Genomic DNA, 14680 nt, shown 5'->3' with positions numbered 1-14680 from the left:
GTTTGGATGTTGCTCGCGGAACCCATCTGGGCCGGCGGCCATGTTGCCGCATATACAGGCCGAACGCATGACCGCTTTCGAACCGCCATCAAATCTTGCAAATTCCCACTTGAACTCAACGGGCCGTCCACGCATGGACCTTTGTGCGGGACGATCGGCCATTCTGTGGCTCTGCCCCGCCGGCCGCCGCCTACTTCTTCAGCCCGGACCGCAAGGCTGAACATCCGGCGAACTATCTCGCAGGGTTCACCGGCTTTCTGCAGGCGGATGCTTATGCCGGCTTTGCTGCGCTCTATAATCCAGGGCGAAAGACGCCCGGTCCGATCACCGAGGTCGGGTGTTGGGCCCATTGTCGGCGCAAACTGTTCGACGTCTGGGAAGCAACCAAATCGCCGATCGCGCGCGAGGCGATCGATCGGATCGCCGCGTTTTACGCGATCGAAGACAAGGCACGGTTCACGCCGCCCGACGAGCGCCTGCGCCATCGCGCTGGCCTGACCGATCTGCTCGACGGCTTCTTCACCTGGGCGGAAACCACGGAGCGGAAGCTCTCCACCAAATCGGCCCTCGCCGAGGCGCTCCGCTATGCCTTCACCCGGCGCACCGCCCTATCACGCTTCGCCACCGACGCTCGGCTCGAAGCAGACAACAACATCGCGGAAAATTCGATCCGCAGCATTGCCGTCGGGCGCCGCAACTGGCTATTCGCCGGCAGCAACGAGGGTGGGGACCGCGCGGCGACTGTGATCACGATCCTGCAGACCGCCAAACTCAACGGCATCAATCCTCAGAACTACCTCACAGACGTTCTGACCAAAATCACCAATGGTCATCCAGCCAGCCGGATCAACGAACTCCTACCCTGGATGATCGACCAAAAGTCCTGACGTCCTGCCCAAAACTAGGCCAACGGCCTCTGGCGGACGCTTACAAATATCTTTGGGCCGCCGCGCTTAAAATCGGGGCGCTCGGGTGGGCCGAAGAAGAACTTGACAAGCAAATGGGTCGGCAATGTGCGGTTGGCCGGGAGATGTTTCAGAGCGTTGCCAGGGCTGCGGTGGACCAACTGCGGCGAAGCAAGGGCACACCGTGACTCGCGTTGAGCCGCGGTGTCCGCGAGTTTGTGACCGCTTTCGGCCAACTCCAGCAGAAGACAGGCCGGCAGCTTTGCGCTCATCCCGGTCATAGATCGGCAGAATTGCTACACCCGAAAGTCGCCGTCCCCGGGGACCTGCGCCTGGCTCATCGGCTCTCAGAGGGCCAACACTTGCTCATGCCGCTGCTGCTGATGATGATGATGATGCGTCAGTTTCCTGATTGGGTCTGGAACCCCGGATAGGCGAAAGCCCCCGCGATCAGCGCGCAATCAGTTTCGGTGACGCCGGTGCTGCGCGCGATCTCATACCAGCGATCCCGTACCTTGCGCGTCATCTCCATGATGATCGCCTCCGCAGCCTCACGGGTCAGCATGAAGCGACTGCATTGAGAGAGCAGGTTTTGCGCGTTGGCGAACCTGCCTTGGTCGCCGATCAGCAAGGCGAGATCGCGATGATCCTGGCTCACAGGTGATGTTGGCGTCAGGTCGTAGGCCGGCGACAAGCGCCAGCCGGTATGCTTGGCAATCATCGCGTGATTGCGCGGATGATCGTCTGCGTTGGAGATCAGGGCGTTGAAGCACATGCGCCTAAAGAGCTCTTGCGCGTCGGCGTCGGGACGCGCGCTGGCGCGGCGCAGCTCTTCGACCAACAGCACATACGACCAGCGACCGCGATTTCCCGGTGCATCATCGGTGCGCAGAAGTGTGAGGCCGCTGATCATGCGCGCGCGGTGGTAACCGCCGCCGGCGCGCTCCCGATCGAAGCGTTTCACCAGCAGCACGTCGCGGTCGCCGATGTTGTCGAGACGGCTTTCGGCGGTGCTGAGGCCGCACGCTCGGGCAAGCATCAGCATGGCATGCTCAATGCGCGCCATGTTCCAACGGTCGTCTTTGCGATTGAACTTCGCGATCCAGAGTCCGTCATCATCTTCGACGACGGCCTTTGGACGTGCGCCGCCCACCGACGTCCCGACCAACAACAGTTCTTCGACCTGCGCGGCTTCTACGCCTGTCTGCGGCACCTCGTCGGCGATGATGGCGTCCGCGATCGCCTGAAGCTTGGCGAGCTGAATCGTCCTGTTGAACGCGCGCAGCGGCGCTGGCGGCACTTGGTTCAAACCAAAGCCGAGCGCCCCCGCCCTGTCGTCAGGGGAGTGGAGTAGATAATCGAGTTCGCCCAGCTGCGGCTTGCCGGCATGGCGCTCGATCACGCGCCGCCCCCAATAGTCGGGGCCCGCATCGCGGAGCGCGCCAAAAACGCCGCCCAATGCTACCGTCTCCTAGGTACGATCGGAGAGCTTAAGTTCGCCGGGGTCAAAGGCGACGGCGTCCTGCCGTGCGAGATAGCTACGGCCATAGACGAAGCGGCCGAGGATCAGGCCGCTGCGTTGACGCTCTTGAACAAACCGGCCCGCAGTCAGCGGCTCGGTCGCGCCGGGCAGCGTGATGTAGACAAAGCATTCGGTGGCGGTTCCGTCAGAAGTCATTGTCGAGTCCGCCTGTCTGGCGGGCGCGAATGCGCGTTTGACGCTTTGCCAACGCGATTCCTTCGACGTCGTGCGAAGGGTCAGCAACGGTATCCAGATCTCGGATCAAATCGAACGCCCACAGCAGCGCGGCATAGACGGCGACGCTCGTCGAGGGTTTGCCCTTTTCGGCGTCGCCAACGGCGCGCGAGCCCGCGCCGATCTTCTTGCCGACTTCGGCAACGGTGAGGTTACGGCGGAGCCTAGCCGTGCGTAGGCGCTGCCCAAGGCGCACGAGGGAATCCTCCACGGCAAAGGGCGGAGACGCCAGAAGTGGGTTGCGAGCGGTCATACTTCCTCAAGGGCGCATTATGCCGTTTAATTAGCTCTTGAGAGCCTATAGGAAATTGAGTCGAAGTGCAAGTACTGTGCTTCTTGAGAGCATATTAAGGTCGATAATATCCCCTTACGAGCTATTAAAAACCGTCAATGGTGCTTCAGTGGAGATTGGTTTATAGCAATTCGTCCTTGCTTGCGTACAATGCGCTCATCCCGGTCGTTTAGCTGAGAGGCAACGTTGCTCCGAAGCTGCCGTTCGCGTGATCAGTTTCGTATGGCTGAATCGGGTGGAAAGCGGCATGTCAGTTTTGGCTTTGATGAACCAATAAGCCGACACGGCCAGATAATTACCGCCTCCCCCTTAGGGAAGCTGATGCCTCTCTAAAAAATTCCGTCCGCTTTTTCGTCCGCCAATCAGTCTGTCCGCATTCCCGTGTTTGAGCTTTGTTCCCGGACTACTTGGACGTAGCCGGCAAATCTTAGTGAGCCTGAGCATGCAAAGCGATGGGTTTTCGGCGATATTTGATCACGGTATTTGAGGTTTGGCCGAGAGGCGACCTCGCGGATCGTGGATAATCTGTGGGTAGGGTCTTCCTTCCTTCCTTCCTTCCTTCCTTCCATTCATTCCTTGGTGAGACTGAAAGACCATTCCTCGGCGCCGACCTGCATTTGCTACCGCCGGGAGCGGAGGCAGGGTCAAGGAGGCTCCGCGCCGCAGGCGTGGATGCCTTGACGCTGCCGAGCACCCGGCGATGCTGGGCAGGGGTGGGCCGGAAGGATCAGCCGCTGGATGCCTGAGTTTCGATGTGGGCGATCAGTGCCTGGAAGTGATCGACGAATTCCGGGTCGTAGTACTGCGGTTCCTCGACGGCGAACGCGATGACCTTGCGGTAACACTCGATCGCCTGGCGATGGTCCCCTTTGGCCTGATGCAGCCGGCCCAGGCACTCGTAGCCGTCGTGGACGTTGGGGAAGCGTGCCAGAACGTCGTGGGCGCCCCGTTCAGCCTCATCGAATTGCTTCGCCTCGATCAAAGCAAACACCGCATTGGCGGCATCATCCAGATCGTGGTTGCAATCCTCGCAGAGATGGGCCGAGAGGGGCGACACTGCGGCGCTTGCGGCGCTCGCGCGGGCCTCGCGGGCGGTTGCCTCATCTTGGGCCATGCAGCAGCGCTTGTATTTCTTGCCGCTGCCGCAGGGACAGAGATTATTGCGTCCGACTTTGGTCATCCCGCCAATTTCAATTCAAAGGATGGTGCCCCTTGTATCAAGCAGTGCTGGCAGATGCCAAGTTTCATGAACAGTTGCTCCTGTTTGATCGCGATATCGCCGCGACCGCCAGGGCGGCAGGATGCACGACATGCGGTGGCGTCCTTCATTCGGCGCAATTTCAGCGCAAACCGCGCGGTGGTCCCCCAGGTTTGAGTGAGGCGTTCGGCCAACGCTTCAGCTTCTGCTGCGCGATCGACGGTTGTCGCAAGCGAACCACCCCGGCATCGCTGCGCTTTCTGGGTCGTAAGGTCTATCTCGCCACAGTGGTGACGTTGATTTCGGCGATGTGCCATGGGCTCACCGCCACCCGCCTGCGGCAATTGTCAGCCACGCTCGGGATCGATCGGCGGACGGTCGCGCGCTGGCGCGTCTGGTGGCTCTCGACATTCACGTCCGAGGAGAGTGCGTTCCGCCCGATTGCCGCGGCAGCCTTCATGCCTCCGGTCGACACCGCGACCCTGCCAGCCTCGGTGCTCGCTCGTTTTCGCGGCGGCATCGAACAACAGCTCGTCTCCCTGCTTCGGTTCCTGGGGCCGTTGACCGGCGGAGCCTCGGCAATGCGCGCTTTCTGACGGGCGCCGCCGACCCGCAGAAGATGCACGTCGCCGACGATCGGTGACGTGCTTACCGTAAGCCCGCTGATTGTTTTGGAGGGCAGACGTGACAGAACGAGGCAGATCGCGTGTTCAGGATCGCTGGGCGCAACTGCGGTTCTCGGTGATCGGTCACTTGTTGGCCGCACCGCCGGAGGCGGGCGCGCTGCGCGCGGCCCTGAAGCAACTGGCGGCCCGTGAATGGCGGCATCCGAGTACCGGTGAACCGGTTCGCTTTGGTGTCTCGACGATCGAGCGCTGGTTCTACATCGGCCGGAATGAGCGCCAAGACCCGGTGGGTGTGCTGCGGCGCAAACGCCGCGAGGACGCCGGCCAGCAGGCGTCGATGACTGATGAGCTCCGCCAAGCCTTGCGAGCTCAATATCAAGCCCACAAGAGTTGGAGTGTGCGGTTGCATCACGACAACCTCGTCGCCCTGGCCGAGACCCGGTCAGAACTGCGCCCGGTGCCTTCCTACGCCACGGTCCGGCGCTTCCTGACCACCCACGGCATGACCAAGCGGTCCCCGATGACGGCGCGCCAGACCGCCGGCGCCCTGGCTGCCGCCGCCAGGCTCGATGCCCGGGAGGTCCGCAGCTATGAGTGCGAGTATGTGAACGGAACCTGGCACTGGGATTGTCATTCCGGTTCGCGCAAGGTGCTGACACCGCGAGGGGAGTGGCGAACGCCGATCCTGTTCGGCGTGCTCAATGACCGCTCGCGGTTGGCCTGCCACCTGCAATGGTATCTGTCCGAGAGCGCGGAGGTCATTGCCCACGGTCTGTCGCAGGCCATGCAGAAGCGCGGCATGCCCCGCTCGGCCATGAGTGACAACGGTGCGGCGATGACGGCGACCGAGATCACCGAAGGTCTCGCCCGGCTCGGCGTCGTTCATCAGACCACGCTGCCCTACAGCCCCTACATGAACGGTAAGCAGGAGGTCCTCTGGGGATCGGTCGAGGGCCGGCTGATGGCCATGCTCGAAGGTGTCAATGACCTCACCCTGGCCCGGCTCAACGAGGCGACCCAGGCCTGGGTAGACTACGACTACAATCGCAAGCACCACAGCGAGATCGACGCCACCCCGCTGGCGCGCTTTCTCGCCGGCCCCACCGTGACACGACCATGCCCGGATGCCGCAACTCTGAGACTGGCGTTCACCCGCAGCGAGCAGCGAACCTTGCGAAGGAGCGATGGCACGATCGTCATCGAAGGCCGCCGGTTCGAAGTGCCGAACCAATATCGGCACCTCACCACATTGGAGGTCCGCTTCGCCGCCTGGGATCTTGCCCTGGTTCACCTCGTCGATCCGCAAACCGGCACCGTGCTCTGCAGGCTGTTCCCCCAGGACAAGGCCGCCAACGCCAACGGCCTGCGCCGCGGTTTGCAGCCTGTCAGCGCTGACCCGGTCGCGCCGCCGGCCCGCGGGATCGCGCCGTTGCTGGCCAACATGATCGAGCGGCAAGCGGCAACCGGATTGCCCCCAGCCTATCTCCACAAAGACGAAGGAGACGACGCGTGAACAACAAACTGCTCGCACTGTACGGTCTCAAGTGGAACCCGTTCACGCACAACGTGCCGACCGAGGCTCTGCATGTCTCGCCTCGTCTGGAGTCGTTCTGTTGGCGCGTCCAGCATCTTGCCGGCGAAGGCGGCTTCGCCCTGATCACCGGTGCGCCGGGTTCCGGCAAATCGGCCGCCTTGCGGATCCTGGCCGCGTCGCTGGCAACATTGCGCGACGTGACCGTCGGCGTGATCAGCCGGCCTCAGGCCAACATCGCCGATTTCTACCGCGAGATGGGCGAGTTGTTCGGCGTCGAGTTGCGCCCGCATAATCGCTGGGGTGGGGCTAAAATCCTGCGCCAACGCTGGCAGGCTCATATCCAGACGACCCTCTCCAGGCCGGTACTGCTGGTCGATGAAGCCCAGGAGATGCAGCCCGCCGTCCTCGCTGAACTCCGCCTGCTCGCCTCAGCTGACCTCGATTCCCACATCCTCCTGACCATCGTCCTGGCCGGCGACGGACGGCTCGCCGAACGCCTGCGCTCCGAGGAGTTCCTCCCTCTCGCCAGCCGCATGCGTGTCCGCCTGGCGATCGAACGCGCCACCCCGCAGGATCTGCAGGAGACCCTGCAGCTTGCCATCCGCCAGGCCGGCGCCCCCACCCTGATGACCCCGGAAGTGATCGCAACGATCTGCGATCACGCCCAAGGCAATCTGCGAACCCTGATGATCATGGCGGCCGAACTGCTGGATGCCGCCGCACACCGCGAGGCGCGTCAGATCGACGAGACGCTGTTCTTCGAGACCCTCGCCATCCCCACGCCAAACACAGCCAAAGCAACCACCCGCCAACGGCGATGACCCCGCTCCCGGTCCAGCCAGCCTACCACCTCACCGACCGCCCCGAGCAGCACCGCTGGCTCGTCGAGGGACTGTGGGCCGAAGAAGCCGTCGGCATTATCGGCGGAGAACCCAAATGCTGCAAATCTTTCCTCGCCCTCGATCTGGCCGTCGCCGTCGCCGCGGGCGTCCCCTGTCTGCGCCGCTTCGCCGTGACACGCCCCGGCCGCGTCCTGCTCTATCCCGCCGAGGACGCGCTTCACATCGTCCGCCGGCGCCTCGAAAGCATCTGTGCAGCCGCCGGCACCAAACTCGCAGCCCTCGATGTTCAGGTGATCACCGCACCCAGCCTGCGCCTCGATCTCGAAGACGACCGCGCGCGTCTCGCCGACACCATCGCCAGGCTGAAACCGCGCCTCCTCGTGCTCGATCCGTTCGTGCGCCTGCACCGCATCGATGAGAACGTCAGCGGCGAAGTCGCACCCCTGCTCGCCTTCCTGCGCGACATGCAGCGGCACCATGCCGTCGCCGTCGCTGTCGTCCACCATGCAAAAAAAGGCGCCGGGACACTCCGCGCCGGTCAGGCCCTGCGCGGATCATCCGAGTTCCACGCCTGGGGCGATTCCAACCTCTATCTCCGCCGCGATGGCGACGATCGCATCATCCTCACCCCAGAGAATCGCGCCGCGCCCGCCATGCCCAGCATCACACTCGAACTGAACCAGCACGATAATGCCCTGGCACTCGAGCCCAGTCACGCCAGCGCGCCGTCACCCGACAATGCCACACCAAAATCCCTCGACGATCGCATCACCGCCGCCCTCGCCGAAACCGGCCAGCCACAGCCGTTCGCCGATCTCCGCGCCCGCTGCCGCATCCGCGCCGCCACCCTCTATCAGCGCCTCACCGCGATGATCGACAACGGCTGCGTCATCAAATCCCCCGACGGATACCGCCTCACCAAAAACTGACCCCAGTCCCGCCAGGGCAGCAACCGCGATTAAGGCACGGCAAACCTCAACCACCGCGCCAATCAGACCCCGCATCACCAATGCATACTTCCGCTTCCCGCTTCCCGGACCCCCTACAGAACACGGGAAGTGGAACCCGGAAGTCCATCAGATTTTACGATCGGAGGACCATCAAACAACGTGATCCTGCTCATCTTAGCTTACCGAACGGCTACCTGCTGCCATTCCACTGGTTACCGGTAATCAGCTCCTTAATTCGCCCAGCCAGCGCCTCCATTGCAAATGGCTTGGTGAGCACGTGCATCCCGGGGTCGAGGTGCCCGTGGCTCAGCGCGGCGTTCTCAGCGTAGCCCGTGATGAACAGCACCTTCAGGCCGGGCCGCATCGCACGTCCCGCGTCCGCTACCTGCCGCCCGTTCATGCCTCCGGGCAGGCCCACATCCGTCACCAGCAGGTCTACGCGCGCATTCGAGCGCAGCACCTGCAGCCCGGCCGGGCCGTCGGCTGCCTCGATAGCGGTGTAGCCTAGGTCCTGCAGCACCTCGGTTACCAGCATACGCACGGTCGGTTCGTCGTCTACGACAAGCACAGTCTCGCCGGCCTCGGCGCGCGGTGCCCCGGCTAGTTCGGCTCCGACATCCTCGATGGCTGCCTCGCCGTCATGCCGGGGCAGATACAGGGAGACGGTGGTGCCCTGGCCCGGCTCCGAGTAGATACGCGCCTGCCCCCCCGACTGCGTCACGAAGCCGTAGATCATGGACAGGCCAAGCCCGGTTCCCATACCAATAGGCTTCGTGGTGAAGAACGGGTCGAACGCACAGCGCGCCACCTCGGGTGTCATGCCCGTGCCGGTGTCACTGACGCTGAGCGACACGTACTGGCCTGCCGGAACGTCCCGCTGCCGGGCCGTGCGCTCGTCCAACCACTTGTTGGCAGTTTCGACCGTTAGGCGCCCGCCGTCGGGCATGGCGTCGCGGGCGTTGATACACAGATTTAGCACGGCGTTCTCAAGCTGGTTCGGGTCCACCAGGGTGGTCCACAACCCGCCGGCAATGACCACCTCGACGGTGACATGCGGTCCGACGGTGCGGCGGACCAGCTCCTCCATGCCAGTGACGAGACGGTTCGCATTGGTGGGCTTAGGTTCAAGCGTCTGCCGCCGCGAGAAGGCTAACAGCCGGTGGGTCAGCGCCGCCGCCCGCTTGGCGGCGCCCTGTGCTGCAACCAAATACCGTTCCAGGTCGCCGATCCGCCCCTGGGCCACGCGGGTCTGCATCAGCTCCAGGCTGCCCGAGATGCCGGCGAGCAAGTTGTTAAAGTCGTGTGCGAGACCGCCGGTGAGCTGGCCCACCGCCTCCATCTTCTGCGATTGTCGAAGGGCTTCCTCGGACTGCTGCAGGGCCGTGGTTTGTTCCTTCAAGGCCGTGATGTCCCGCCCATATGCGTAGACCAACTCGCCCTCCGCCGAGGTTTGCCACGAAATCCAACGCGGGGTGTCGTCCTTGTGTCTATAGCGGTTCACGAAATGCGTGAGGTCGCGTTTGGAAGCGGCCGCCTGCAGTCCGCCTGTGGTCAGGTCCGCATCGTCCGGCCAGATGAAGTCGAGAAAGCTGCGGCCTACAACCTCTGCAGGACCATGACCAAGGACCGCCGTCCATGCCGGATTGACGTCCCGAAAAATGCCGTCGGCACCAACGATGACGAGCAAATCGCGAGAGTTCTGCCACACCCGGTCCCGCTCACGTGTGCGTTCCTCGATTTGCCGCTCCAACTCCTCGCGCGAATGGGTCAGGACCTCGCGTGCTTCCATGATTTCGTGGATGTCGGTGCAGGTGCCGTACCAGCGCGTGATGTGCCCCTCGGCGTCCCGCACGGGCTGCGCCCGGCCCAGGACCCAACGGTAGCGGCCGGATCGGTGCCGAAGCCGATACTCGATGCGGTAGGGCTCTCCAGTGGCGAGGCTGTGCCGCCAAGTGGTCCAGGCGCTCTCCTGGTCATCAGCGTGGAACATGCCATTCCAAGCTTCGCCGTCGGTCGAACCCTCGGGCACGCCGGTGTACTCGTACCAACGCTGGTTGTAGTAGTCGTGGAACCCGTCTGGCCGGGTGGACCAGATCACCTGGTCGATCGAGTCCGCGATGGCCTCGAACCGCGCCTCGCTTTCCCCTAGGGCTTCCTCCACGCGCCGGGTGGCGGTGATGTCGCGCGAAACCGAAAGCAGCTTCTCCGGCTTGCCATCTGGGCCACGAATTGGCGTGACCAGCACATCCCAGTACTTGAGCGTGCCGGCCATCGTCTCGGTCATGCCTTGGAAACGACCAGTGCCTCCGGACTTGGCGGTTTCTACCGCGGTCCTGGCGTCTACATTCAGCTCGCCATGCCAGAAGTCTGGCCAAGTGCAGCCTCGGATGGCGTTGAAGTCGCCCACCTCCATGGTGCGTTGGCTGCCTTCGCTCATAAAGGTAAGGTTGCCGTCAAGGTCGAGTACCTTGATGCAGTCGTCGGACGAGGCAAGCACGCTGCGCATAAACTCGGCGTCTCGAAAAGGCCCCCCGATGGCGGCTTGCGTGGCGAGTCGCGCGGCCCGTTGCTCCGCTTCCGCGAGCTGCAAGCGCAACCGCTCATTTTCGGCCAGCAGGGCATCCTGATTATGTGCCACTGACGCACTGCGGTCAGCGGGCATTGAGAGCCTTGGAAGGGGCTGCCCCGATCAGCATCGGCGCCGCCGTCGAGCACCGCGCAGATCCTCCAAAAGGCGGCGGCTGCGACGGACAACGACGCAAGCTTTGCCATATCGGCTAAGCCAGACTTGGGCTGCGACCAACACCACCATCTCGGGCGAAGCCGCTGAGTTCACAACTGCTCGCTTTATCATTCTCAAATCTTACAGGAGGGTTATGTTTATGACAATCCGCGCCACAACAGGTCACAAATACGCACAGATCGACTGCCCGCAGTGCGACTTGGACGGTCCGTTGCGTAACAGTAGCGGCTAGGGCGGTATCGTTCGGTCAATTGACCGTTTACCGACGTGATACAAGGCTCCCGCAATCACCAGGCAGCGCCTTAGGCCATTGAACGGCCGCTTCAAGGTCGGTATCCATCAGCGGTTCAGGTTAAGCGAACGGCAGCTTCTTGAACAACCTGATCCAGACCTGCCATTCCGGTTTCGGCCAGGTCTCGCCATAAGGCGAGTGTCCGATAACCGCTTTTCGCGGCCGTAAGCCGACCGGCAGAAAACCACCCATTGCGGCCATTCCCCATACAGGCTCGCCCTCCTGTGGGCACGTTGTTCGGATTAATGGCCATTGCCGATCGCTGGTCAGGTCGTCCGCGATGTGGGCCAACCGCGGCAAGAGATTTCAAGGCGTGAGACAAAAAAAGAGGCAGCACTTTCGTGCCGCCGAGTTCAGGGAGAAAACGTCAAAAAAGCAAAACGACATCGTCGCCATTGCTTGCCCCTGATATGGTACAACCACGTCGATTGGTGAAATCACTTTTTGTGCATCGCAGCATCGCCGTGACGTTATAGCGATTAGGCGGCATCGAAAATATGCCCATTCCAGGGTCTTGAGGATAGGATATTCATATGGATACCCGCTTAAGTTGTTTCTGAAATTGAAGGCTTTCGATAGCTCCCAAAAACCTAGCCCGACTAAAGGGTTCCGGCTTGCAAAAGATAAGCCCGCAATTCCTCACTAGGCCGCAGCCGTCTTATCTCGCCCGTCCAAGCGCATCGGCGGCAACCGCAAGCGGCAGAACGAGCGATAGCGGCGCGTCCTCCAGGCGAAGCGCGCCATAGGATTCATACCATCTGGCGGCACGGTCGCCTTTTGCGTCGATCAGCAGGGCAACGCCGCCGACATCCTGCGCTACACGAATGCAGCGGTCAGCGGCACGAAGCAGCAGAGCGCCGCCCAGCCCCCGGCCCTGCACGCTGTTATCGACTGCCAGGCGGCCGAGCCGAAACACCGGCACGTCATAGCGCCCAAGGCCCTTTTTCGCGAGCGTGGGCGTGCGGGCATATTCAAGCGAGGCGGGGCTGAGCGTGTAAAAACCGAGGATGCGCGCCGGCGTGTCGGCTGGGGCAGCGACAAAGCACTTGGCACCGCCGCTTTCGTGGTTTTGCCGGGCAAATTTCCGCACATAGAGATTAAGGTCGGCATCTCCGCAATCGAAACCCGCGCGATTATGCTGCTTAGTAATCGCCGCTTCCTCCCAGACAAGGGCAGTCATCGGAGCGTGAGGCCAGCCTTTGCAACCCGCACAAGACGATCTGGCGCGGCGGGCGGGTTTTCGAGAAGGGCAAGAACGCGCATCGAGTCGCGCTCGGAGAGCGTGAGTCGTTCGGCTTCGGCGACTTCCGCCGCAGCCTTCGGCAGCACGGCGCCAAGAATATAGCCGGTCAGGTCAAGCCGTCGGAGCGACGCGGCGCGTGTGAGCGTCGCCTTGTCTTCGGGCCGGAGCCGCAATTCGACGCGACCGGTTTCAGTGTGAGGGCGTGGCATGAGAACTCCTTACTTTCTCTAACTCTAGTATACGGAATGAAGCCGTACAACAAGCTTTGTACCGGTCACAATCTTTTATGTGATAATGTCCTCTATCATCCGTGCAAAAATCGATACGTCCGAGATTTCGAAGACTTTCTGTTTTTGGAATATGTCGCGCTTATCCGAAAATCTGCGACGGACCATTTTGATTTAAGTGAAATTACGATGGTATCCTCTCGTCGACCTTCCTCGACCCCCCTCGCCTTGAGCCGTCCTCGCCACAACCGCAGGTCTGCTGAATTCAGGCCCGCGTGCATTGCTAATGCGAATTGAGCCATCATCCCCGAAGGGTAAGGGTCATCCCGGTGAACCGCTGACGTCGATCTAAAAACATTTCGGTCAAGAATTTTTGTTTTTCTTCTTGGCCTTCCTGCGCCGGCGCTTTTTGTCCTTGCCTTCATCCGCCAGCTTTGTCGCTTTCGGAATGGGTACGACACCTGCAGCCACCCGCCGCGATCCCAGAGTATGATGCAGTCGAAATAAATCGATCCCCGTGATCTCCGAGATCTGTTTCGCCGTATATTCCTCGAGCAGAGGCCATAATTTCTTTGCTTCGGCCATCGCCGGTTCCTCTGTTGTAAAGGACCTAAAAGGGCGATAGGGCGAGTTGACTTCCCGAGTCTTAAAACGAACGACCATGCGATCGGCTGGTGGTTTTATCGGCGGATTTGGATAGTTAAGGATCAACCGGTCATCGGGTTCAGGTAAACCCACATAGGCGCGTTGGGTCAGGATCGAGAGATCAGACTTCCATTTGATCTTCTCCAGACTCTCATGGAGCTTTTTTTGTTCCGCCGCATAGATCTCGAGTTGTTCATGGGTGATGCCCCGGAAGGTCCGCATCTGATAATCTCTCGGATCCAGAGGATGAAGCGGCCGGTCGAACTTGCGTAGGCTCGCAATGTGACACTGCTTACAAAGGCACATCAGCCGACGCAGCGTTCGTATTTTCCGCCGTTTGTCATAGACCCACCGATCGAATGGCCGATGAAAATTAGTCCTGCCACACACCTCACATTTGAACCCGGCGCGACGAACCACAAATCGTTTCAAGTCAAAGAATACACACGGCACCAGCAAATCAAAGAGAAGTGGCAGGTCCGGCCCGTGCGGTTCATACCCGAGGAGATTGCCGCCCAGATTGCGATCCTCGCCGACGATCGGCGTATGAAGTTCATCTTCGGTCCACAGTATATGGCCCGCGACGAAAGATCTCCGCAGAGTTACCAGTTTCGGCGATTTACCTTTTTGCATTACTTTACCGAAAGCCCGATCTTCATTGCTGGGCCGCTCACTGAGCCACCGGCCCCGCGATCTCACGATAATCCTGACCGCTCATCAGGAGAATGCTCGACATCAGATGTTTTCGTTCAGAGGACGGGTGGATGCCCGCGTTTCTGAGAACGGTGAGGGTTCGGCCAAAGAACTGTGCCTGGGTGTAAAACGGGAGTGGCGGGAAACCATGAACCCGGGTCATCGCGATCGACATCTCATAGGCGGCGGAATCCTCACCCAGACACTCGATCTTGCCAAGCGTCAGCCCGGGGGATGGTGCCATCACGCGATAGCATCCATTCACGGCCTGTACGACCTGAGCCATGCCGCCGGTCTGATCGTATTTCCGGAACAACTGGACGCCGACATAGACGGCACGGGGGATTGGTTGGGCAGGAAGCGCCGCTTCACCCGATGCCGAGGTCAGCATGGCCACGACGAGCCCCATGAGACTGACTCGGATGACGAACATTCCCATACGCTCCATTTTCCGTCCCTGAAGAAAGATTTATTTTCAAAGCGCCTGATTGGCAACTCACCCGGATCATCCAGACCGATGCCCTGATCGTGTGGGATGTTGATCGCACCACCCATCCCGCCGGGGACCACCCCAAACCTGCCGAGGCGGTTACTGGACGCACCGTGATCACAGCGATAGCACCAGTCGCAGGGGCGTCCGGCAGGATGAGATACCGCTTGAGTCGGGCACGATGTCGCAGATTACAGCGTGCTCGATCGCGTAAGGCGGACCATCCATGCAACTCCCGCTTCCC

13 protein-coding genes and 1 pseudogene are annotated in these 14680 nt (G+C 61.5%); 5 read left to right on the top strand and 9 right to left on the bottom strand.

Features of this window, described 5'->3' with window-relative positions:
* Positions 1-140 precede the first annotated feature (140 nt).
* Positions 141-887, top strand: a pseudogene (tnpC, locus tag AruPA_RS17385) (IS66 family transposase); the annotation flags it as partial.
* A 418-nt stretch (positions 888-1305) separates the two neighbouring features.
* Here tnpC and AruPA_RS17380 read toward each other — a convergent pair.
* From AruPA_RS17380 to AruPA_RS17365, 4 genes are all read right to left on the bottom strand, one after another.
* Entirely contained in the window at positions 1306-2364 is a 1059-nt protein-coding gene (locus AruPA_RS17380; protein WP_265638024.1) for a type II toxin-antitoxin system HipA family toxin, read from the bottom strand.
* A gap of 12 nt (positions 2365-2376) precedes the next feature.
* Positions 2377-2583, bottom strand: a complete 207-nt coding sequence (locus tag AruPA_RS17375; protein ID WP_265638023.1) for a hypothetical protein — start codon at positions 2581-2583, stop codon at positions 2377-2379.
* The gene (locus tag AruPA_RS17370; protein ID WP_265638022.1) at positions 2573-2914 is read right to left on the bottom strand and encodes a helix-turn-helix transcriptional regulator; all 342 of its coding nucleotides are present in this window, start codon (positions 2912-2914) and stop codon (positions 2573-2575) included. The genes AruPA_RS17375 and AruPA_RS17370 overlap by 11 nt, the downstream gene beginning before the upstream one ends.
* Positions 2915-3680: 766 nt before the next feature.
* Positions 3681-4133, bottom strand: a complete 453-nt coding sequence (locus AruPA_RS17365; protein ID WP_029314279.1) for an SEC-C metal-binding domain-containing protein — start codon at positions 4131-4133, stop codon at positions 3681-3683.
* A 44-nt stretch (positions 4134-4177) separates the two neighbouring features.
* On the opposite strand from AruPA_RS17365, the gene AruPA_RS17360 reads away from it, so the two are divergent.
* The 4 genes from AruPA_RS17360 (at position 4178) to AruPA_RS17345 (ending at position 8082) form a co-directional block, all read left to right on the top strand.
* Positions 4178-4747, top strand: a complete 570-nt coding sequence (locus AruPA_RS17360) for a hypothetical protein (protein ID WP_265638021.1) — start codon at positions 4178-4180, stop codon at positions 4745-4747.
* A gap of 88 nt (positions 4748-4835) precedes the next feature.
* Entirely contained in the window at positions 4836-6290 is a 1455-nt protein-coding gene (locus AruPA_RS17355) for a DDE-type integrase/transposase/recombinase (protein ID WP_265638020.1), read from the top strand.
* Complete coding sequence (locus AruPA_RS17350) at positions 6287-7132, top strand: ExeA family protein (RefSeq protein ID WP_029314284.1); 846 nt, start codon at positions 6287-6289, stop codon at positions 7130-7132. The genes AruPA_RS17355 and AruPA_RS17350 overlap by 4 nt, the downstream gene beginning before the upstream one ends.
* Positions 7129-8082 (top strand): AAA family ATPase, encoded by a 954-nt coding sequence (locus AruPA_RS17345; RefSeq protein ID WP_265638019.1) that lies wholly within the window; start codon positions 7129-7131, stop codon positions 8080-8082. Before AruPA_RS17350 ends, AruPA_RS17345 begins: the two co-directional genes overlap by 4 nt.
* A gap of 211 nt (positions 8083-8293) precedes the next feature.
* Here AruPA_RS17345 and AruPA_RS17340 read toward each other — a convergent pair whose 3' ends face one another.
* The 5 genes from AruPA_RS17340 to AruPA_RS17320 form a co-directional block, all read right to left on the bottom strand.
* Positions 8294-10741, bottom strand: coding sequence for a hybrid sensor histidine kinase/response regulator (locus tag AruPA_RS17340; RefSeq protein WP_265638018.1), 2448 nt, complete (start codon positions 10739-10741; stop codon positions 8294-8296).
* Between the two features lie 1055 nt (positions 10742-11796).
* Positions 11797-12318, bottom strand: a complete 522-nt coding sequence (locus AruPA_RS17335) for a GNAT family N-acetyltransferase (RefSeq protein WP_265638017.1) — start codon at positions 12316-12318, stop codon at positions 11797-11799.
* A complete protein-coding gene (locus AruPA_RS17330; RefSeq protein ID WP_265638015.1) occupies positions 12315-12590 on the bottom strand; it encodes a DUF1778 domain-containing protein in 276 nt (91 codons plus the stop codon). The genes AruPA_RS17335 and AruPA_RS17330 overlap by 4 nt, the downstream gene beginning before the upstream one ends.
* Positions 12591-12971: 381 nt before the next feature.
* A complete protein-coding gene (locus tag AruPA_RS17325; RefSeq protein WP_265638014.1) occupies positions 12972-13886 on the bottom strand; it encodes a hypothetical protein in 915 nt (304 codons plus the stop codon).
* A gap of 37 nt (positions 13887-13923) precedes the next feature.
* Positions 13924-14394: a hypothetical protein gene (locus AruPA_RS17320; RefSeq protein WP_265638013.1), complete on the bottom strand. Its 471-nt coding sequence runs from the start codon at positions 14392-14394 to the stop codon at positions 13924-13926.
* Between the last annotated feature and the right edge of the window lie 286 nt (positions 14395-14680).

Origin of the sequence: Acidiphilium sp. PA (assembly GCF_026191915.1) — a bacterium.
Taxonomy (GTDB): domain Bacteria; phylum Pseudomonadota; class Alphaproteobacteria; order Acetobacterales; family Acetobacteraceae; genus Acidiphilium.
The sequence above is the reverse complement of the archived record's forward strand: the minus strand, read 5'-3'. Positions and strand labels throughout refer to the sequence as shown.